At 51.1% G+C, this 19,817-nt stretch carries 15 protein-coding genes, 3 tRNA genes, 2 rRNA genes and 1 riboswitch (1 of these 21 cut by a window edge); of the genes, 14 read left to right on the top strand and 6 right to left on the bottom strand.

The genetic code is table 11. The features are described from left to right. The 9 genes from P6574_RS17175 to P6574_RS17135 all read left to right on the top strand — a co-directional run. Positions 1 to 928, top strand: a 23S ribosomal RNA gene (locus P6574_RS17175) (it extends 1,803 nt beyond the left edge of the window). A gap of 72 nt (positions 929 to 1,000) precedes the next feature. Continuing rightward, positions 1,001 to 1,115 (top strand): 5S ribosomal RNA (gene rrf, locus P6574_RS17170). A gap of 320 nt (positions 1,116 to 1,435) precedes the next feature. Further along, positions 1,436 to 1,873, top strand: a complete 438-nt coding sequence (locus P6574_RS17165; RefSeq protein WP_310621468.1) for a hypothetical protein — start codon at positions 1,436 to 1,438, stop codon at positions 1,871 to 1,873. Between the two features lie 441 nt (positions 1,874 to 2,314). Further along, positions 2,315 to 3,487 carry a phosphoserine transaminase gene (locus P6574_RS17160; protein WP_310621467.1) on the top strand — a complete coding sequence of 391 codons (1,173 nt, stop codon included), beginning with the start codon at positions 2,315 to 2,317 and terminating at the stop codon, positions 3,485 to 3,487. Between the two features lie 85 nt (positions 3,488 to 3,572). Further along, positions 3,573 to 5,159 (top strand): phosphoglycerate dehydrogenase, encoded by a 1,587-nt coding sequence (gene serA / locus P6574_RS17155; RefSeq protein WP_310621466.1) that lies wholly within the window; start codon positions 3,573 to 3,575, stop codon positions 5,157 to 5,159. A gap of 470 nt (positions 5,160 to 5,629) precedes the next feature. Continuing rightward, positions 5,630 to 6,922, top strand: a complete 1,293-nt coding sequence (locus P6574_RS17150; RefSeq protein ID WP_310621465.1) for an adenylosuccinate synthase — start codon at positions 5,630 to 5,632, stop codon at positions 6,920 to 6,922. A gap of 133 nt (positions 6,923 to 7,055) precedes the next feature. Further along, a complete protein-coding gene (locus P6574_RS17145) occupies positions 7,056 to 8,900 on the top strand; it encodes a hypothetical protein (RefSeq protein ID WP_310621464.1) in 1,845 nt (614 codons plus the stop codon). A gap of 97 nt (positions 8,901 to 8,997) precedes the next feature. Beyond that, positions 8,998 to 9,100, top strand: a riboswitch (TPP riboswitch). Between the two features lie 133 nt (positions 9,101 to 9,233). Then, the gene (locus tag P6574_RS17140) at positions 9,234 to 9,992 is read left to right on the top strand and encodes an ABC transporter permease (protein ID WP_310621463.1); all 759 of its coding nucleotides are present in this window, start codon (positions 9,234 to 9,236) and stop codon (positions 9,990 to 9,992) included. Between the two features lie 25 nt (positions 9,993 to 10,017). Then, on the top strand, positions 10,018 to 10,956 hold the full coding sequence (locus P6574_RS17135; protein WP_310621462.1) for an ABC transporter substrate-binding protein: 939 nt from the start codon (positions 10,018 to 10,020) through the stop codon (positions 10,954 to 10,956). Between the two features lie 69 nt (positions 10,957 to 11,025). Here the strand turns inward: P6574_RS17135 and P6574_RS17130 are convergent, their stop codons facing one another. From P6574_RS17130 to P6574_RS17120, 3 genes are all read right to left on the bottom strand, one after another. After that, positions 11,026 to 13,032 (bottom strand): hypothetical protein, encoded by a 2,007-nt coding sequence (locus P6574_RS17130; protein ID WP_310621461.1) that lies wholly within the window; start codon positions 13,030 to 13,032, stop codon positions 11,026 to 11,028. Positions 13,033 to 13,380: 348 nt separating this feature from the next. Then, positions 13,381 to 14,283, bottom strand: coding sequence for an RNA polymerase sigma factor RpoH (rpoH, locus tag P6574_RS17125; protein ID WP_310621460.1), 903 nt, complete (start codon positions 14,281 to 14,283; stop codon positions 13,381 to 13,383). A 171-nt stretch (positions 14,284 to 14,454) separates the two neighbouring features. Beyond that, complete coding sequence (locus P6574_RS17120) at positions 14,455 to 15,453, bottom strand: RluA family pseudouridine synthase (protein WP_310622185.1); 999 nt, start codon at positions 15,451 to 15,453, stop codon at positions 14,455 to 14,457. 49 nt (positions 15,454 to 15,502) lie between these two features. Here P6574_RS17120 and P6574_RS17115 point away from each other — a divergent pair, with 49 nt between their 5' ends. The 4 genes from P6574_RS17115 (at position 15,503) to P6574_RS17100 (ending at position 16,264) form a co-directional block, all read left to right on the top strand. Next, positions 15,503 to 15,862 (top strand): hypothetical protein, encoded by a 360-nt coding sequence (locus P6574_RS17115; protein ID WP_310621459.1) that lies wholly within the window; start codon positions 15,503 to 15,505, stop codon positions 15,860 to 15,862. 91 nt (positions 15,863 to 15,953) lie between these two features. After that, positions 15,954 to 16,028: transfer RNA gene (locus tag P6574_RS17110), tRNA-Glu, on the top strand. 43 nt (positions 16,029 to 16,071) lie between these two features. Continuing rightward, a tRNA-Glu gene (locus P6574_RS17105) sits at positions 16,072 to 16,146 on the top strand. Between the two features lie 43 nt (positions 16,147 to 16,189). Beyond that, positions 16,190 to 16,264: transfer RNA gene (locus tag P6574_RS17100), tRNA-Glu, on the top strand. A 199-nt stretch (positions 16,265 to 16,463) separates the two neighbouring features. Here the strand turns inward: P6574_RS17100 and P6574_RS17095 are convergent. Next, the gene (locus P6574_RS17095) at positions 16,464 to 16,739 is read right to left on the bottom strand and encodes a hypothetical protein (RefSeq protein WP_310621458.1); all 276 of its coding nucleotides are present in this window, start codon (positions 16,737 to 16,739) and stop codon (positions 16,464 to 16,466) included. A gap of 281 nt (positions 16,740 to 17,020) precedes the next feature. Here P6574_RS17095 and P6574_RS17090 point away from each other — a divergent pair, with 281 nt between their 5' ends. Next, positions 17,021 to 17,803: a DeoR/GlpR family DNA-binding transcription regulator gene (locus P6574_RS17090; RefSeq protein WP_310621457.1), complete on the top strand. Its 783-nt coding sequence runs from the start codon at positions 17,021 to 17,023 to the stop codon at positions 17,801 to 17,803. Between the two features lie 19 nt (positions 17,804 to 17,822). Here P6574_RS17090 and P6574_RS17085 read toward each other — a convergent pair whose 3' ends face one another. Together P6574_RS17085 and P6574_RS17080 are read right to left on the bottom strand one after the other, a co-directional pair. After that, entirely contained in the window at positions 17,823 to 18,965 is a 1,143-nt protein-coding gene (locus tag P6574_RS17085; protein ID WP_310621456.1) for a coiled-coil domain-containing protein, read from the bottom strand. 52 nt (positions 18,966 to 19,017) lie between these two features. Then, positions 19,018 to 19,611 carry a DUF1134 domain-containing protein gene (locus P6574_RS17080; protein WP_405048110.1) on the bottom strand — a complete coding sequence of 198 codons (594 nt, stop codon included), beginning with the start codon at positions 19,609 to 19,611 and terminating at the stop codon, positions 19,018 to 19,020. Positions 19,612 to 19,817 lie beyond the last annotated feature (206 nt).

Here is a 19,817-nt window from a genome sequence, read left to right as displayed (position 1 = left end):
CCGACCTGCACGAATGGCGTAACGACTTCCCCGCTGTCTCCAGCACAGACTCAGTGAAATTGAATTCCCCGTGAAGATGCGGGGTTCCTGCGGTCAGACGGAAAGACCCCGTGCACCTTTACTACAGCTTCACACTGGTATTCGTGATGACATGTGTAGGATAGGTGGTAGACGTTGAAACCCAGGCGCCAGCTTGGGTGGAGTCATCCTTGAAATACCACCCTTGTCCTCATGGATATCTAACCGCGGTACTACAATATCCGGGACCGTGTGTGGCGGGTAGTTTGACTGGGGCGGTCGCCTCCCAAATGGTAACGGAGGCGCGCGAAGGTAGGCTCAGACCGGTCGGAAATCGGTCGTCGAGTGCAATGGCATAAGCCTGCCTGACTGCGAGAGTGACAACTCGAGCAGAGACGAAAGTCGGTCATAGTGATCCGGTGGTCCCTCGTGGAAGGGCCATCGCTCAACGGATAAAAGGTACGCCGGGGATAACAGGCTGATGATGCCCAAGAGTCCATATCGACGGCATTGTTTGGCACCTCGATGTCGGCTCATCGCATCCTGGGGCTGGAGCAGGTCCCAAGGGTTTGGCTGTTCGCCAATTAAAGCGGTACGTGAGCTGGGTTCAGAACGTCGCGAGACAGTTCGGTCCCTATCTGCCGTGGGTGTAGGAAATTTGAGAGGATCTGTCCCTAGTACGAGAGGACCGGGATGGACGAACCTCTGGTGGACCAGTTGTGGCGCCAGCCGCATTGCTGGGTAGCTATGTTCGGAATGGATAACCGCTGAAGGCATCTAAGCGGGAAACCAACCTCAAAACTAGATCTCCCTTGAGAGCCGTGGAAGACCACCACGTTGATAGGAGGCATGTGGAAGAGTGGCAACACTCGAAGCTGAGCCTTACTAATAGCTCGATCGACTTGATCACTCCCATTAAGCTATACCCAAACATAAAAAGACTTAAATCTAAAACAGACCAATTCCAGTTGCTTTTATCCTGCCCGGTGGCTATGGCGGGGCGCCCCCACCCGATCCCATCCCGAACTCGGCCGTGAAACGCCCCTGCGCCAATGGTACTTTGTCTTAAGACACGGGAGAGTAGGGCGCCGCCGGGCATGATAAAAGCAACAAAACTCAACAAAATGAAAACACAGAACAGCAAACACCCAAAACCCCGTCCACACTTCGTGGCGGGGTTTTGTCGTTTCTAAAAACACCCCTCACTCATACCCCGCAATGAGCAAAAGGGGATAAGCGGAACCTCAACGCCGCCCATAAACAATCAAACCGAAGCCTCTTGGAAACCACTTATCCTCGGTAAGCCCTCCGCTAATTGATCGGGCTTAAAAGTAGAGATAGTCTTGCCGCATATTGAGGACTGATTTTGTGAAGAAATATCGTTTCTGTGAAGCGCTGATTATATTGAGGGGGTGTGATGAAGTATAAAAGTGAATATGCGTTTACTGGACTTGTGGAAGGTCAGATACAGTTGCTGAACTTGGGTAAGCCACTGGAAGCTTTTGACAGGTATTTTGACGTTTCCGGAGTTATGTTTGCTAACGGTGAGTTGTTTGCCGACGGCGCAGCAATGGCAAGGGAAAAGCAGGAACCGTACATTGCTGCAGCAACCAGCATCCGTGGACAGATAATAGATCTGAAGATGAACAGTGAATTACAGATATGTGTCTTTCGTAATCGCACAAGTTTCACCATAGCAGATGGCACAGTACATCAGATTGACGGTCTGTGTTGGCAACAGTGGCGAGAGGGTAAGATTGTTGAAGAGCGCTATTTTGACGGTACCAAGATGCAGTCTCAAATTGATGCCGGGATTTTGGATAAACCCGAAATATTGGTAGATACAAAGCTGTAGTATGCAGGGCAGGTACATAGGTATTAATGATTAACCTGCGTTTGACCACTTCCCCATTCGAATTGAAGTAATGGTGTGGGGTGGCTTGAAAATGTATTGCCTCTAAGGCTTATTGCTTTGTTTCCTGAGGCCACCTAATCCCTTGGAAATCTGCAGTGTCGGGCGATGTTTTAAACTCTTCGGGAGCCTTTCAAGTGATTATACCAGCGGATGTGGGGGAGGGCGCGTACTCCACTGTTCAATGGAATAAAACAATTATCGAAAAACGATGAGCCGTATGGGGTCTCTATTCCAACAAAACTTGACTCCCTTTTGTCATTTTATTTACCAAAATCTTTAACAGGGTCAAAAGTAGTGCTTGCGATGGGTAGATGGCTGGTATATCTCCGTAGGTGGGACACCCCTCCCCAACGAGGGGCACCTATCTGAAAGGATAGCTACATGGCTAATACTGAGGCACCGGCAATCAAGCCGGCGAACCCTAATTTTTCTTCGGGCCCATGCGCGAAGCGTCCGGGCTGGACACCAGCTGTATTGAATGACGCTCCTCTGGGTCGTTCCCACCGTGCAAAAATCGGCAAGGCTAAGCTGCTGGAAGCTATTGAGTTGACGCGCGCCGTCCTCAAAGTGCCGAACGATTATAAAATCGGTATTGTTCCTGCGTCCGACACAGGTGCTGTTGAAATGGCGCTGTGGTCTCTACTGGGTGAGCGTCCGGTAGACATGCTCGCTTGGGAAAGCTTTGGGTCAGGTTGGGTCACTGATGTGGTCAAGCAACTCAAAATTGATGGCGTGCGGCGCATTGAAGCCGGTTACGGTGAACTTCCTGACCTTACCCAAGTGAATTTCGACAATGACGTAGTGTTCACATGGAATGGAACCACTTCTGGTGTACGCGTTCCAAACGGGGACTGGATTGCGGAAGACCGCAAGGGTTTGACGATCTGTGATGCCACGTCTGCGGCGTTTGCACAGAACCTCGATTTTGCGAAACTGGATGTTACGACTTTCTCTTGGCAGAAAGTTCTGGGCGGTGAAGCTGCTCATGGTGTTTTGATCCTGTCTCCACGTGCTGTTGAGAGACTGGAAAATTACACACCCGCATGGCCTTTGCCGAAGATTTTCCGCATGACAAAAGGCGGGAAGCTGATTGAGGGCATCTTTACGGGTGCTACAATCAACACACCAAGTATGCTGTGCGTTGAGGACTACCTTGATACCTTGAAATGGGGTCAAAGCGTTGGCGGCCTTGAGGGCTTGATTGGCCGTGCCGATGCCAATGCGAAAACCCTTGGCGACTGGGTTGAGAAAACGGACTGGGTTGACTTCCTAGCTGTTGACCCTGCAACACGCTCCAACACTTCTGTTTGTTTGAAGATTGTTGACGAGCAGGTTGCTGCGTTGGATGAGAAAGCTCAGGCAGCTTTTGCCAAGGCACTCGTGAGCGCTCTTGATGCAAACGATGTTGCCTATGATATTGGCGCTTATCGTGATGCACCCTCTGGCCTGCGCATTTGGGCAGGAGCAACCATCGAGACTGCAAATGTGGAAGCACTTTTGCCGTGGCTCAACTGGGCTTTTGCCAGTGAAAAAGCGAAGCTAGAGGCCTCCTGAGGTTTTCGGTCAACCCGTCTTTCAAATCAAATCGGCTGCTTGAAGCAGCCGGCACTTCTCCAGTTTCCAATCGAGGACATGTATCATGGCTCCTAAAGTACTTATTTCAGACAAGCTTTCTCCTGCTGCCGTTCAGATTTTCAAAGATCGCGGCTGTGATGTGGATTTCCTTCCAGATGTAGGCAAGGACAAGGAAAAACTTGCAGAAATCATCGGTAATTACGATGGTTTGGCTATCCGCTCTGCTACCAAAGTGACAGAGAAGATCATTGCTGCGGCAACCAACTTGAAAGTGGTTGGCCGCGCAGGTATCGGTGTGGACAATGTGGACATTCCAACAGCCACAGCCCGCGGTATCATTGTGATGAACACCCCGTTCGGCAACGCGATCACAACGGCTGAGCATGCAATTGCAATGATGTTTGCAGTGGCGCGCCAGATCCCTGCTGCCGACACATCCACTCAGGCAGGCAAGTGGGAAAAGTCCCGCTTCATGGGTAAGGAAATCACCTCCAAGACATTGGGTCTTATTGGTTGTGGTAACATCGGTTCTATAGTGGCCGAGCGTGCTCTTGGCTTGAAAATGAAAGTGGTTGCGTTTGATCCATTCCTCTCTGAGGAACGGGCTCAGGATCTGGGCGTAGAGAAAGTTGAGCTGGACGAGCTGTTTAGGCGCGCCGACTTTATTACCCTGCACACTCCGCTCACTGACAAGACGCGCAATATCATTGATGCCGATGCCATCGCCTCCATGAAAGACGGTGTTTATATCGTCAACTGTGCCCGTGGTGGTCTGGTTAATGAGGCAGCTCTTGCTGAGGCGTTGAAGTCGGGCAAAGTTGCCGGTGCTGCGGTTGATGTTTACGAAGTCGAGCCTGCAAAAGAAAATGCTTTGTTTGGTATTCCAAACCTTGTGTGTACGCCGCACCTTGGCGCTTCTACAACAGAAGCTCAGGAGAACGTGGCTCTGCAAGTTGCCGAGCAAATGGCGGACTACCTCATAAATGGCGCGGTTTCCAACGCGCTCAACATGCCATCCATTACAGCCGAGGAAGCTCCAAAGCTGACACCGTTTGTGAAACTGGCTGAGCTGCTTGGATCGTTTGCCGGTCAGGCAACGGAAACCGGCCTTAAAGAAATTCGCCTTGAGTATGAAGGTGAAGTGGCTGAAATGAATGTGAAAGCACTTACCGCGTCAGCCGTGACAGGTGTGCTGCGCCCGCAGCTGCAAACCGTTAATATGGTTTCTGCACCGTCCGTTGCCAAAGAGCGCGGCATTGTGATTGAAGATGTACGCCGCGAGCAGCAGGGTGTTTACGAGAACTACATCCGCCTGACTGTGAAAACAGAGCGTCAGGAACGCTCCGTTGCCGGAACCGTGTTTGCTGATGGCAAGCCACGCCTTATCCAGATCAAGGGCATCAACATGGAAGCCGAACTTGGCGAGAACATGCTGTATGTAACCAACGAAGATAAGCCGGGCTTCATTGGTCAGCTTGGCTCAATTTTGGGGGATGCTGGCGTAAACATCGCGACCTTCAACCTTGGCCGTAAAGTTGCAGGCCATGAGGCAATCTGTCTGGCTGAGATCGATGGCGAACTTCCAGAGGAAACTTTGAACCGGATTGAAGCAATTGATCAGGTGAAGCAGGTGAAGCAACTTCGCTTCTAATAAAGACAGAGTTTACGGAATGAATAGGCGGCCAGTTGGCCGCCTTTTTTGTGAGTGGTTTTGTAGGTCCTTCCAAATACCACTTGATAAGGGAAGCGGGCCTTATTCCAGACACGCTGCATGCCTATTGAATTCAATCAAACGACAAGAACTCGCTCGAAATAAAGAAATTAGAGCGCGAGGTGTGAATGAATTGAACGCAACGTGCTCTAATTTTGTCCGGTTAATGAAGTCTTGTGGTTTTATTGAAATAAATCAAACCGAATACATTTCTGGATGAGAGGTTTTTTAAGAAAAACCACAGTGAAGGGGTCGTCATAACGGTATGATGATATTATAAGACTGTCGTAACTACCCCGGCTCCCGACCGGGGTTTCATGTGTTTAATGTATGTTTTGCCTGAAGAGTAAAACTGCAAGCTTTGACCTGAAAAAATCTGGTTAAATGCCGCCACAGGAGGGCGAAAAGTCATGGCCAACGTTGTCGTAGTTGGATCGCAATGGGGTGATGAAGGCAAGGGTAAAATTGTTGATTGGCTCTCTGAGCAGGCGGATGTGATCGTTCGCTTTCAAGGTGGTCATAATGCAGGCCATACCCTTGTGATTGACGGCGAGAGCTACAAGCTGTCCCTTCTGCCATCGGGTGTTGTTCGCGGAAAGCTATCCGTTATTGGCAATGGTGTGGTGGTTGACCCTCATCATCTGGTTTCCGAAATCGAGAAGCTGAAAAAGCAAGGCGTAAACATTACTCCAGAAGTTTTGCGAATCGCTGACAACGCAACGCTTATTCTGTCATTGCACCGCGAGCTGGATGCCCTTCGCGAGAACGCAAGCTCCAAAGAAACGCGCATTGGTACAACCAAGCGTGGTATTGGACCTGCCTATGAAGATAAAGTAGGCCGCCGCGCTATTCGCGTTATGGATCTGGCCAATTTGGAAACCCTTCCAGCCAAGATCGAGCGTCTCTTGACACATCACAATGCCCTACTGAAGGGTTTGGGTGAGCCGGAAGTTTCCGCGGACGCACTTTTTGAAGAACTCTCCGGAGTTGCCGATAAAATTCTGCCATATATGGATATGTCCTGGCGCTTGCTGGATAAGGCACGCCGTGAAGGCAAACGCCTGCTGTTCGAAGGTGCGCAAGGCGCGCTTCTGGACAACGACCATGGAACCTATCCCTTTGTAACTTCGTCTAATACCGTTGCTGGACAAGCTGCAACAGGTTGTGGACTTGGCCCTGGCTCTGTTGATTATGTTCTGGGAATCACCAAAGCTTACACAACCCGTGTAGGTGAGGGACCTTTCCCGACTGAACAGCTCAATGAAGTGGGTCAGTTCCTTGGTACACGCGGACATGAGTTTGGAACCGTTACAGGACGTAGCCGCCGGTGTGGCTGGTTTGATGCTGTAATCGTACGCCAGACGGTTTGTACTAGTGGTATCAGCGGGATTGCGTTGACAAAACTTGACGTTTTAGATGGTCTGGACGAAATTAAGATCTGTGTCGGGTATGAACTGGATGGAGAGCGGATAGACTACCTACCCGCATCACAAGGGGCACAGGCAAGGGTTGTACCGATCTATGAAACCTTGCCGGGCTGGAAAGAGTCCACTGAAGGGGCACGTAGTTGGGCTGAACTTCCGGCACAAGCTGTTAAATACGTGCGCCATGTGGAAGAGTTGATTGGTGCACCAGTGGCGCTGCTTTCAACAAGCCCTGAGCGAGAAGATACAATTCTGGTTCAAAACCCGTTCCAGGACTAAGCGGTACTTCGATACTCTAGAGCGGGTTCTACTTGATTTTTCAATCAGGTACCAAGAAGCCGCTGGACGTGGAAATTTAGAGCATAGCCCGTGTTTTTGCACGGATATGCTCTAGAAACTAAGAGAAGATGCAATGGCGGACTACTATTCCGTTCTTAAAAAAGCGATTGGCGGGCTTCAGGAGAATACGGGCTCTGCTCGTCGCGCTGTTTATCAACGTGCAAGAAATGCAATTGTTAAACAGCTCAAGAACTATGACCCGCCGTTGTCGCCTGCGCAAATCACAGATGAACAACTGAAGCTGGAAGAGTGTATCCGGAAAGTTGAGGCGGAAGCTGCTCGCGAATCTTTGGGCTTGAGCACACCGGCCCCTCAAGGATCAACTCCACCAACCCCAGCATCAGCCCCAACCCCTGACGCAGGCAAGCAGCCCGAACAGGGGAAGCCGGGCAAAGGGAAGCCAAAACCCGAACCAACACCTGACACATCTTCCTCCGATCCTGCAAAGCTGAAACCCGAAGGGCCAGCGGCTGAGAAAATGCCGCATAAGCCAGAGGGCAAGCCTGCTCGGGATAAGAAGAGCGCCGAGGCTAAAGACAAATCTGCGCATCAGAAGATGGAAGCGGCAAACGGCAAGTCCGACTCCAAACCTGCAAAAGAAGCCGCTGATAATAAGGATGTGTTTGCAGACGCGGAAAAAGCAGCAAAAGATCTTGAGAAATCTACTGGTGAAAGCCGTAGGCAGAGTCGGGAACAGAAAAAACAGGCGGGAGCTCAGAATAAGAGCAAAGAGCCGAAGCTTGATGAAGCCGGGCCGGGTAAAGCCAGCAAAGGTGTAAAGCGGGACAAAGATGCCGACTGGGTGCCGGGTAAAGGGCGCAAAGCACAGGCAGAAGGGACCACCCAACAACCAAAGACCGAGGAACCTGCAGCAGCGGGGCCCAAAAAACCTTTGGGCGGGGCGGAACGTCCCTTGCATGCGAGTGAGACGGAGCGTCCTCTTGCAGGAATGGGTGAGGGACTACGACCGTCCCGCATGCCGCAACTAATTGTTCTTTTTGTCATCGCCCTGCTGTTTGCTTTGGGGGGGTATGTGGTCTATTCGCAACGGGATGCGATCCTGTCTGGGCTGGATTCTCTTATGAATTCCTCACAGACGCAGGAAACGGCACCTGTACAGGAACCGCAGTCGGAACCTCCCAAGAAGAACGATGATCGCCTGCTGGACAGTAGCCTTCAGGTTGCGCCGGATGCCAAAAACGTAACCACATTGAAAATAACTGGAAGCGGTGAGGACTATAAAGTCTCCTCATCTTCTTCTGATGCAGGAAAAGCCGTCGCCCTTGCGCCGCCGGTGGTTCCTGATTCTGAAACAATGCAGTCAAAGCCGGTGCAAACCAATTCCGTTCGTCCGGCAAAGGCTATTGAATCTGATGTTGGCGGGGTAACCGTTGCCCTACAAAGTATCCTCTATGAAGAGCCGACGGAGACGGGCAGTTCCGGCAGCGCTACCCACGGGCGGGTTCTGTGGAGTTTGGACAGAGGCAACCAGACTGGCGGCGATACGGTGAACGCAAAGGTGATGCTTCCCGAGCGTGACATGAACATCAATATGAAGATCATGCCCAATGCAGATAGTTCGCTTCCTGCAAGCCATCTGGTGGAAATCCGTTTTGAGCTGCCAGAGGGCTTTAGTGGTCAGGGGATCGCCGAGGTGCCAGGCGTGATCATGAAAACCGCAGAAGCGGAGCGCGGTGAAAAACTGGTTGGCGCATGGGTGAAAGTGTCAGACAATCTGTTCTGGATAGCTCTTTCTGATCAATCCGAGGATATCTCCCAGAATCTGGCGTGGCTCAGTGAGCGGGAGTGGATTGATATTCCGATGCTCTATAACAACCAAAAGCGTGCAATTCTTACCTTTGAAAAGGGTGAGCAAGGGGGCCGCGTTCTGGCTCAAGCCATTAAATCCTGGCAGTAAGTATTGTTTTAGAACACGAAACGCATGCCTGAAGAGCGCTCTCTTGTGTTTTAACTAAAAGATTTCTTGAAAAATATAATTTCTATCGTCATTCTGCCCCCATTCCGAGGGGTGCTTCCATAAAAGCTGAGATGGCTCTGCCGAACCCTTAGAACCTGATCCGGGTAATTCCGGCGAAGGGACAGGAACCTGAGCCCAAATCCCGGGTCTCCACCAATGCTGCATTTATGCGACGGGAGATCCTTTTAATGTTTGATTGCTATAGAACGCCTGCTGGTGTTTGGCTGTGCTGTTTGCCCTCTTTTCTCAATCGGGAAAGAAAGGGAGCAAGGCATGCTTAAAAAGTCACTTCTTTCTCTTTTAAGGGGTGCTGGCGGGCTTGCAGTTTTCATTTTACTTTGGGAGTTCATTGTCTGGTTCTTCGAGCTACCACGCTACATGCTGCCGGGGCCTTTTGCAGTGTGGGACGCGCTTATCACCCAGTGGTCTTACCTGCTCTATCATGCAAGTATCACGGCCGGTGAAACGTTGCTCGGCTTCGTCTTTGGTACTTTGGCGGGTATTTACCTTGCCCTGTTGCTGAGTTGGTCTTCCCTTATCCGCCGTCTTCTGTTGCCGTCCATCACCGCTAGCCAGTCCTTTCCTGCGTTCGCCATTGCGCCCTTGCTGGTGCTCTGGTTCGGGTTCGGGCTGGCCTCCAAGGTGATCATGGCGGTTTTTGTGATCTTTTTCTCGATCACCTCAACCTTCTATGACGGGTTACGGCGAACGGATACGGCCCTGCTGGATCTGGGGCATCTGTACCGGCTGAACCGAAGGCAAATGCTTTGGTATATCCGCATTCCGGCAGCGCTTCCTGCGTTGTCTTCGGGGCTGCGTATTGCTGCTGTGTTTGCACCCATTGGCGCCATCGTCGGCGAATGGGTCGGGGCGAAAGGCGGTCTGGCTTTTATCATGTTGCAAGCCAATGCGCGCATGCAAACACCAACCATGTTTGCGGCGCTTATCCTGCTTGCTGCGATGGTGCTCATACTCCGCGCTCTTGTCGAATATGCCACTTCCAAGATGGTTTATTGGCAGCAAGAGCAATAAAAATTTTTAATTGAGGGAACTCTCTATGAAACTTTTGGGAACGCTGGCAGCTGCTGCCTTGCTTGCCTCCTCTATTCAGGCCAGCGCAAACGAAAAACTCACTGTCTTGCTGGACTGGTTCGCAAATCCGGACCACGCTCCGATTATTGTTGCTCAGGCGCGCGGGTTCTTTGAAGCGGAAGGGCTGGATGTGGAGCTTATCGAGCCCGCAGATCCAGCCATGCCGCCGCGCCTTGTGGCTGCGGGTAAGGGCGACATCGCCATTTCCTACCAGCCGACACTCCATGCCCAAATTAACGAGGGTATGCCGTTGGCACGAATTGGTACTTTGGTGGCCACACCGCTCAACACCTTGATTGTTTTAGAAGATGGACCCATTAAGAACCTGAGTGACTTAAAGGGAAAGACCATCGGTCATTCTGCTGTCGGTTTTGAAAGTGCCATGTTGAACCAGATGCTGAAAAGCAATGGTCTGAGCAAAGATGATGTGGAGCTGATCAATGTGAACTTCTCCTTGTCTCCTAGCCTGCTAGCTGGCCGGGTTGATGCGGTGATCGGTGGATATCGCAATTTCGAGTTGACGCAAATTAATATTGAAGGCGGCAAGGGGCGTGCCTTTTTCCCCGAAGAGAACGGTGTTCCTGTTTATGATGAGCTGATTTATGTCGCTCACAAGGACAAGGTGGAAGATCCGCGTTATGCCAAATTCCTTGCGGCTATTGAGGCGGCAACGGTTTACCTGCTCAATCATCAGGAGGATTCATGGAAAGGGTTCCTTGAAGTCTATCCGAAGCTGGATGACGAGCTGAACCAGCGGGCCTGGTCGGACACTCTGCCTCGTTTTGCAGCGCGCCCAGCTGCTTTGGACAGTGGCCGTTATGAGCGCTTTGCCCAGTTCTTGAAAGAGGCCGGTCTTATTGAACAGGCTCCGCCGGTTGAAACCTATGCGGTCGAAATTCGCTAGGGGCATCCCTAACAAATAGGTAAAAGCAGATGATAGTTGGCAGCGCTTTTGAGATGGTCAAGAGCGCTGTCATTTCACCAGAACCAGGTCCTTGCGGGTCATCATCACATCCCGCCCCAGTGTTTCCATTAGGGCGTTGTAAAAGGCCAGAAGCGAACCTTCTGAATGGGCCTGACATATTTCAATGGCTTCTCTAATGTCTTTTTGAGGGCCTTTTTTCAAAGCTTCAACCAGTGCCCTGTGCCGCATTTTCTGGCCCAGAAATTTTTCAGAGAATGCAATCGAAGCATCGCCCGCTAAAAGATAGTGGAGGTGTTGACGTAAGGGGATGGGCATAAGGCGCATGGGCAGCTCCAGAAGTGCCAGTTCGGGGGCAAGGGCACGCGTCCTCTCACTCACAACTGAAAAGCCAGTCAGCGAACTTTCCGCGCTAATCAAATCCTCTGTTTGTTCAACAATATGACCGAGGGCCCCATACTTATACCGATCCATGGTTCCCACATTGCCAACAGCGGCTGGCCCCGTGTAAATGGAAATGGTTATGGCGAGCTTGAGCTCATCAAGCCCATTGGCTTTAAGGTGAAACATGTCCCGTTGATTGTAAAGATCCAGCTTTTGTTGCATCTGAAGAGCAGCACGGCAGGCAAGGGATGCGTGATTGGCGTCTTTCAAGGGGGCGTTCCATAAACCCACAAGACCGCAGGGTCGCAGCGTGTCCACACACCCGTCAAAGCGCTGAACGCACCGGCCCAGCATGGTGAGCAAAGTGTTGGAAACCACAAGCAGTTGGGAAGCGTTCAGGTGTTTTTCCAAGCTTGACAGCTCACTCAGGCCAACTCTTAAAACAGTCACTTCCTCTTTCCGGTTGTCCAAAAGGCTTGTCCTGTTCGTGAGCATGAGTTTGCCAAGGGCTTTGGTTGCCAGCGATGAGCCTAGCAGTCGCTTTAGCTCCTGTAGTGTTCTGTATTTTCCAACCGCATAGAAAGCCTGAGCGATGACAATGCACACCAGCGCCGTGATTACCGCATAAAGAGGGTCAAGCAGGGTGGATTTTGAAAAATAGAAATAACCACTTGTTGAGAGGCTCACCATTATGGCGCCTGAAATAAGCGGAATGGCTTTGATCGGCGATAAAAGGCCAATGCAGAGCAGCGCGAAGGCTCCCAGAACAAAGGTGAGTGCTGCTTCTGCGGAGGTAATCCAAACGGGCCGTTCCAGATAGGTTTGTGTAAGAAGTGCTGAAAGAGCGCTTGCGTGGGTGAGCGTATTTCTTTGGTTCGAGCCAATGAGGACGACTGCCCCCCCTGCAACTTTTAGGAAATCCTCGCGGGCATTTTCAGATAGAAGCTGGGTACTGGTGAACACCGAAGAGGGCGGAGTGCTTGAGCTGGCGAGTAAAAAACTGTGAAAGCGGGTTAGGGGAAGCAGCTGTCCGCCCAACATGATTTCAAGCGGATGGCTTGCGAAGAAGCCTTGATTCAAGCGCTCTTCCGGGCTTGGCGGTTTTTGCCCTCCAAAGATGGCAAGTGGCTTACTCATCAACTGGCTGGCAAGGACAAGCGGCATGCTCGGGCGTTCCTCATAAACCAGTGGGTAGTTGGAGGAGTGGCTTGAAAGCCACGGGAAATCTGCCAGCCCAACCTTTGGGTCCTTGAAGATATCCAGAGCACCTTTTCCATCAATGATAACCGAATACTGCTTAAGTTTGCCCGCTAGAATAAGGTCATGATCGGGCAGTGAAGAGGGGGGAAGCAAGCCAAGCTCTCCCCTTTGCTGGAATTTTTTATAGAGCCAGTCCAAATGGATGGGGGAGGTGGGGTCAGGTATGGAAAGGTCGCCATCCAGAACAATCTGCTTTGCGCCAGCTTGGGCTGCAAGTTCAATCAGCTCTCCCATATGGGCTCGGGTGGAATGATAAGGGGAGACTGCTTCTTGCTGTTCCTCTTCCATCAAAATGGTGAGAACGGGTGGCGCCGGTGTCTCATGGGTTTCGCTTTTCCAGGAAGTGACTGGGAAAAGGAGAGTAAGATCATAATCAAGCAATGTTTCAATAAATGCGGGAGATGTCAGCCGCAACAGGCTTGAAAATATTAGGAAGATGCTTGCTATACAGCAGCTAAACACCTTGAGCTTTTTTAGTCTCGATCCCGACCCGTCCACCATGTACCTCGCTCACCGTGCGTGTGGCTTGCCCTAAAACGGTTTGTGTTCGAGTTAAAAACACTTCACCGCTTTAATTCTTTATGCGCGCGTACCTTTATCTAAAAAACCGGTATCCACTTTTTGGAGATACGCTGCAGAGCGCGGGGCGTCTCATTTACGAAACGAAGGAATCTTAAAAAAATACGCCCCTCCTACAGTCTAGGAGAGGCGTAAATCGGGAACAACTTTGTGATCTCTTTAGGTCGAATCTGCAAGGCCGGCTTAATGAGCTTCTATCTGCTTCTCATTTGCTTCCTGCATGGCCATCGCAGTTTCCTGAACCGCTTTTTGCACTTTTTCAAAGGCGCGTACTTCAATCTGGCGCACACGCTCGCGGCTCACACCAAACTCGGAGGAAAGCTCTTCAAGCGTCAACGGTTTTTCAGAGAGGCGGCGCGCAGTGAAAATGCGTTGCTCGCGTTCATTTAAAACAGCCATTGCGTCTTTGAGCATTGTGCGCCGTGTATCCAGCTCTTCTTGCTCTGCAAAGTTGGTTTCTGGCGTGTCTGCGTCGTCCACCAGCCAGTCCTGCCACTCGCCGGAATCGCCTTCATCAGAGCGCAGCGGCGCATTGAGCGAAGCATCTCCACCAAGGCGGCGGTTCATGGAAACCACTTCACTTTCGTGCACGCCCAAGGTAGTGGCAATTTGCTTAATCTGGTCGGGACGCAAATCCCCATCATCCAGAGCCTGAATTTTACCCTTCAACCGGCGCAGGTTGAAAAACAGGCGCTTCTGGTTTGCCGTTGTCCCCATTTTTACAAGAGACCACGTACGCAAAATATATTCTTGAATGGAAGCCTTGATCCACCACATGGCATAGGTGGCAAGGCGGAAGCCTTTATCCGGCTCGAATTTCTTCACAGCCTGCATCAAGCCCACATTTCCCTCGGAGATAACTTCTCCCAGAGGCAGGCCGTAACCGCGGTAACCCATAGCGATTTTTGCGACAAGGCGCAGGTGGGAATTGACAAGATTTTCAGCCGCAGAAGCATCGTCATGCTCTTTAAAGCGCTTGGCGAGCATGTACTCTTCCTGCGGCTGCAACATTGGAAACCTACGAATTTCATCGAGGTAGCGGCTCAGTCCTTCACTATTGGACAGAGCCGGGACATTCTGGGCCATTTATGCACCCCTCCATAAACACGTGAACCCTGCTAGCCCCTTGCTAGGCGCTTATTGGCGAACACTTGATGCACCTCACTATGAGCGTGCCTGGAAAACCCAAATTAGACATGAACGCTTAATATGGGGATAGTATGGCGTTAAAACTACCTCAATACATGAGTTTTTGATCTAAATTTTTCGTAGGGATTGTAAAATTTGTGTGAGGTCGTGCGGAATAGGAGATTCAAATCGCATCAATTCGCCGGTTCTGGGGTGTGAAAAAGCAAGCAAACCTGCATGAAGTGCTTGTCTTTTAAAATTCCCGACAAGAGATTTGAGCGGTTCTTCAAAACGGTTGAACTTGGTCTTGAAACCAGCACCGTAATCCATGTCTCCCATGAGCGGGTGGCTGATGTGGGCCATGTGAACACGAATTTGGTGGGTTCTTCCTGTCTCCAGACGGCATTCCACAAGGCTCGCAACAGGGGCTGCGTCCTCCGGTCCAAAACGCTCTTGAACCTGCCAGTGAGTAATGGCGGTGCGCCCGCCTGTTTTGACAACAGCAATCTTCTGCCGGTTGGCAACCGACCGCGCCAGATTGGCATCAATGGTTCCCGAAGGGGAGGCAGGAGCACCCCAGACAATAGCCTTATAGGCCCGCTCCAGTGGTCCGGTACGGCCATGGTCGGCAAACTGGTCCGCAAGGCCCTGATGCGCCATATCATTTTTGGCACTTACCAAAAGGCCCGTGGTGTCTTTGTCCAGACGGTGCACAATGCCGGGGCGCTTGACGCCGCCAATGCCGGAAAGGGAAGAGCCGCAGTGGTGCAAAAGTGCGTTGACCAGCGTTCCATCGGGATTGCCAGCTCCGGGGTGAACCACAAGCCCTGCTGGCTTGTTGATCACGATCAGGTCTTCATCCTCATAGACAATGTCTAGAGGAATGTCTTGGGGCTGGGGTTCAGCCGGTTCCGCTTCTGGAACATTGAGTGTAACTACATCTCCTTCATTGACCCGCGTTTTGGGCTCGACTACGTTGCGCCCAGAAATGGAGACCTGTCCGGATTTGATGAGAGCTTGAATCCGGTTGCGGCTGATGTCGTCAAAGCGGGCAGCAAGGAAAGCATCAAGGCGTTTTCCCTTGTCCTTTGCTTCGGCTGTTATGCACTCAGGTGCGTTAGCGCCCATGTCTTCAACTATATTACACGGCTCAATGCCATTTGGAGAGTTATTGTTCATGCCAAATCCTGTTAATGACAGCACCGAGAACCAGCAGGACGCACCGCTGGATCCTGCCATGGCCAGTGTGCAGCATAAACTGCGTCGGCTGTTAATGGGGTCCAGTCTTGTGATGGTCATCGGCCTCATAGCCGTCTTTGCTGCCATCTTCTACAAGCTAAACGCTAGAAATACCAATCTGTCGGGAGATAATATCGCGGCAACTGTGGCTATTGGTCAAAATGCCCGTGTGTTGAGCGTCACCAACCAAGATGGCCGCCTTATCCTGCTTATAAATAAAGATTCTGCACAATCGCTTGTGTATATTGACCCTGTTACGGGAAAAATTCTCGGTAAAACAGATTTTATGGCAAGATAAGTGGGAAAAAGTGATTATCTCCCTTTGAGGGGGCTTGCCAAGCCCGCGGGAAGTGATTAAACACCCGCACATCGCGAACAGCGAAGCTTAGGCGCCCATCGTCTAGCGGTTAGGACGCCGCCCTTTCACGGCGGAAACAGGGGTTCGATTCCCCTTGGGCGTACCAAAGTTTTGTTGATCAAGAACAGCACCTTAAAGTGTTGTAGTGTGCGCCCATCGTCTAGCGGTTAGGACGCCGCCCTTTCACGGCGGAAACAGGGGTTCGATTCCCCTTGGGCGTACCATTTCTTTTTTGCGGTTCAAAGGTCGTCATATGGCCTTTAGTGTGCGCCCATCGTCTAGCGGTTAGGACGCCGCCCTTTCACGGCGGAAACAGGGGTTCGATTCCCCTTGGGCGTACCATTTTCTCTTCCCTCGATGCAATCTAGTTATTTTGAGATCTTTTCTTGGTCTGCCTTTGCTTATGCTTTGCCGCTTGGTTTATGGTGAAAAAGTCGTGCTTCAGGGCGTATCCATCGAACTATAAGAGTGTCCTTCAATAGGATACGCGCCAAAACATAAAGCTGCGTGCAGCTGGGGCTGAAATTCAGCAAAGTTGATGCTAGAACCAGCGCCCGTTGAGCCCTGCACCTAAGTGATGCTCTTTTGTTTCCTCGTCCACATCGCTCCACAATGGTTCTTTTTCCGGAGTGTGGGCGCGGTTTTTCACAGAAACTTCAAGAGACTGCGCCAACTGCTGGTTCATCTCCCGAATGTCTTCAAGACTGTCATGCACGGACAGCTGACTATCCGCCTGCACAGGCCCGCTGGATGGCCGTTTGGCTGTGTGGTGGTTTGAATGTGACGACCGTTTGGTACGCATAGGATCGCTACTCATATCAAGTTTGCCCTTCTTCCCGAAACCTGACTTTCGCTTATATACATAGTTTATGTTCTCCTAATGGATAAACAGGGCCTGTGTATAGTTGCGAAATTTTTGAAGGGGACTTGGTTATACCCCATTATTAACGTAGTTGTACGCATGCCTAAGGGGAGGATGCAAGAGGGAGAATAGTCGAAATCTTGCAGGGAAAAACTGTGACTTCTTAGCACTTCGCTGAATGCGTGGAAAAATGAGAGGACCTTTTGAGGTTCCCGAAAAATTCTAGAGGTCTGTTTATGATGTTGGTGGCGCGCCACAATTCAATTTTGGAGATAGCTCGTAAGTCGGGAAAGGTGGAGGTTGATGATCTGGCGACAAAGTTTTCCGTCAGTCCGCAAACCATCCGCAAGGATTTGAATGAGCTTTGCGAGCAAGGGCTTCTGGCCCGTGTTCATGGGGGAGCCCTACCTGCCTACGGGGTGGAGAATGTAGGGTACACCGCGCGTAAGGATATTGCTGGTGCTGAAAAGGAAGAGATCGGGCAGGCCGCTGCCAGTCTTATTCCCAATGGTGCCTCTTTGTTTGTGAATATTGGAACCACCACCGAGGCTGTAGCCCGGGCGCTTGTGCGCCATCACGACTTGATGGTGATTACAAACAACCTCAATGTGGCGGGCACACTGCGCCCGTTTCCAGAAATTGAGGTGATTATGGCTGGCGGCGTTGTCCGCTCTTCCGATGGCGGGATCGTGGGGGAGGCCGCCGTTGATTTTATCAAACAGTTCAAGGTGGACTTTGCGATCATCGGCAGCTCGGCCATTGATGCGGATGGCGGCCTGCTCGACTTCGATTTTCGCGAAGTGAAAGTTGCGCAAGCCATTATTGAAAATGCACGTCAGGTTATTCTGGTGGCAGATTCAACAAAGTTCGACCGCACAGCCCCTGTTCGCATTGGTCATATCCGGCAGATTGATTATCTGGTTCTGGACGAGCTGGAACGTAAGGACTTCAGGAAGCTTCTAAAGGAGCATGAAGTACGCCTGATCGAAGCCATGAAGATGGATGTGAATGAGGCCTGATGAAAAGTTGGGGGAGGGATTAGTGCCCTCCCGCCTTTCTCAGGTTCGATATGCGCTCCACCAGTGAAATCTGCTCTGTGGGCGATTTATCCAGCTTGGAAGAGGAGGCGGTTTTAGCCGTGTCCAGTTCTTCGACAAGCTGGTTCAGACGGGGTGGCAGCTCTGTGCTCTCATCAAGAATATGGGCTGCAAGCTTTGCCGCCACCTGCTGCAGTTCTTCGCGCAAGGCTTGGTGCTCGGAACCGGTCGAGCCTTCCTCTGAAAAACTGGATATCTTTCGAGTAAGGTCATCAAGAAGTGCCTGCATTTCGGCACCCGATTCATTTTGATGATCATTATCTATATTTTTATGTGACATAAAGACTTGCTGCTTGAAAGCTTCTGGTTGTTCTTGCGCGGGTGCATGGCCTTGAGGCTGCTCCGCGTGGGAGATCTGTTGCCGGAGTTGGTCCCGCTCTTCCTGAATTGCCGAGTATTTGTCCTTGAGCCGGTTAAAGGCTTCTGACGCCTTTTCCACGGCCTCTTCCGGTGAGGTGGGGGAGTAAATGCGATGGGATTCAGAGGAAATTTCCTCAACTTCTTTGGAGATAGCCGAAGCCAAAGCTGCCAGCGCGCTTTCCTGTGTTTCAGGTTCGGCAGGCATCGGCTGCTCCGAGCGCAACTGAATGACCTGAGCACTTCCCGCTTCCGCATCAATTGCAGAAAAATCCAGATCCGCCGCCCCCTCAGCTTTCTTGCGTTTACGCAAGAGCTTGAGCCCGCCCTTTTTCTTGGCCAGTGCCAGATCGTTCCTAAGGGAGCGTATTTCCTCGGTTTGGGCAAGGCTCTGGGCCTCGCTTACATTTAAAGCGGCGCGGGTTTTTGTCAGCCGCTCATGGGCGACATCCAGTGAGGCTTCCAGTTGTCGCCGTTCTATGGCGAACTGGGCTCTCATATGGTCCCTTGCCATAGAGTTTCTCGCGTAACTGACGGGATTGGATGCTTCGATCGCTTTCTTGGTCAAGCGTACAGCTCGTGCCCAGAAGAGCGGAAGAAGCGCCAGATACAATAAAGAGGCGGTAAGAACGCCTAGTCCTATATAGAGCGCTTTTTCAATCACACAGAATGCCCAGTTCTTCTGGTTGGTGGATGGTTCAAGGTGCAGTGTAGCGCTAAAAAGCAACTGCTCCCCTAAACAATCACTAGAATTTAAATCTATCGTAAAGGCAAATCAATCAGAAGGGGTTCCATGTAGGTGTACGGGTGAATTTCAGGTAACCCATATTCACACCAAGGCGGGCGCCAACACCGGCACGCACCGGCACAACAACCACATTGCTGTTGGAAAGGGCCTGCATTCCAAAGCCGCCAACCATGTAAGCAGAACCTTTGGCTCCCACGTAGCGCTTGAACATGCTGTCCACGTTGGGCAGGTTATAAACCAGCATCATCACACGGCTGCCATTGCCGCCCATGTCCCAGCCGATGGATGGGCCTTGCCAGAAAATTGTGTGGGTTCCTGCATTGCGCGTAAACAACTGGCCTTCGCCGTAGCTGGCACCTGCAAAAAAGGCAGCTGAGCCTTCTTCGCCCAGAATGTACCCGTTTGGCTCGCCATATTTCTGGACGGCCTTTTCAACCACTTTCGCCAAACCGGAAGAGATGGACCCGAAAAAGTGGTGTCCAGCTTCTACAATATCATTCTCGCTATAAGTGCGCTGGTCTGTTGCCTGTTGCGCAGATGCGGTGGAAACGGTTGTGGCAACCATCGCCAGCACCATCAAGAAGGCTGCCAAGTATCCAGTCGTGTGTCTGGGGCTGTATTTCATAATGTCGACCCTCAAAATAATTATCACTCAAATCAGTAGAAATGGACTGAATGTCTTCAGAGCGAGCCCATTCCCGTTAGAAAGTGATTCGAGTTTTAAATCTGATTTATGGTAATATATGCGGCTCTTGCCCCTTATTTCTCATAAATTCAAATGTTTCCTGTGTATTTTGAGGTTTTCTGTGAATTTACAGGTGATCTCTCAGG

Origin of the sequence: Pseudovibrio sp. M1P-2-3, from assembly GCF_031501865.1 — a bacterium.
GTDB classification, from domain to species: Bacteria; Pseudomonadota; Alphaproteobacteria; order Rhizobiales; family Stappiaceae; genus Pseudovibrio; species Pseudovibrio corallicola.
This window is presented reverse-complemented; position numbering and strand designations above follow the sequence as displayed.

Excerpts from the sequence above, each read along its gene's own strand:
- P6574_RS17140 (WP_310621463.1), top strand. The coding sequence starts at position 9,234 with ATGCTTAAAAAGTCACTTCTTTCTCTTTTAAGGGGTGCTGGCGGGCTT.
- P6574_RS17090 (WP_310621457.1), top strand. The coding sequence starts at position 17,021 with ATGATGTTGGTGGCGCGCCACAATTCAATTTTGGAGATAGCTCGTAAG.
- P6574_RS17160 (WP_310621467.1), top strand. The coding sequence starts at position 2,315 with ATGGCTAATACTGAGGCACCGGCAATCAAGCCGGCGAACCCTAATTTT.
- P6574_RS17145 (WP_310621464.1), top strand. The coding sequence starts at position 7,056 with ATGGCGGACTACTATTCCGTTCTTAAAAAAGCGATTGGCGGGCTTCAG.
- P6574_RS17135 (WP_310621462.1), top strand. The coding sequence starts at position 10,018 with ATGAAACTTTTGGGAACGCTGGCAGCTGCTGCCTTGCTTGCCTCCTCT.
- P6574_RS17115 (WP_310621459.1), top strand. The coding sequence starts at position 15,503 with ATGCCAAATCCTGTTAATGACAGCACCGAGAACCAGCAGGACGCACCG.
- P6574_RS17150 (WP_310621465.1), top strand. The coding sequence starts at position 5,630 with ATGGCCAACGTTGTCGTAGTTGGATCGCAATGGGGTGATGAAGGCAAG.
- P6574_RS17165 (WP_310621468.1), top strand. The coding sequence starts at position 1,436 with ATGAAGTATAAAAGTGAATATGCGTTTACTGGACTTGTGGAAGGTCAG.
- P6574_RS17080 (WP_405048110.1), bottom strand. The coding sequence starts at position 19,611 with ATGAAATACAGCCCCAGACACACGACTGGATACTTGGCAGCCTTCTTG.
- P6574_RS17120 (WP_310622185.1), bottom strand. The coding sequence starts at position 15,453 with ATGGGCGCTAACGCACCTGAGTGCATAACAGCCGAAGCAAAGGACAAG.
- P6574_RS17095 (WP_310621458.1), bottom strand. The coding sequence starts at position 16,739 with ATGAGTAGCGATCCTATGCGTACCAAACGGTCGTCACATTCAAACCAC.
- serA (WP_310621466.1), top strand. The coding sequence starts at position 3,573 with ATGGCTCCTAAAGTACTTATTTCAGACAAGCTTTCTCCTGCTGCCGTT.
- rpoH (WP_310621460.1), bottom strand. The coding sequence starts at position 14,283 with ATGGCCCAGAATGTCCCGGCTCTGTCCAATAGTGAAGGACTGAGCCGC.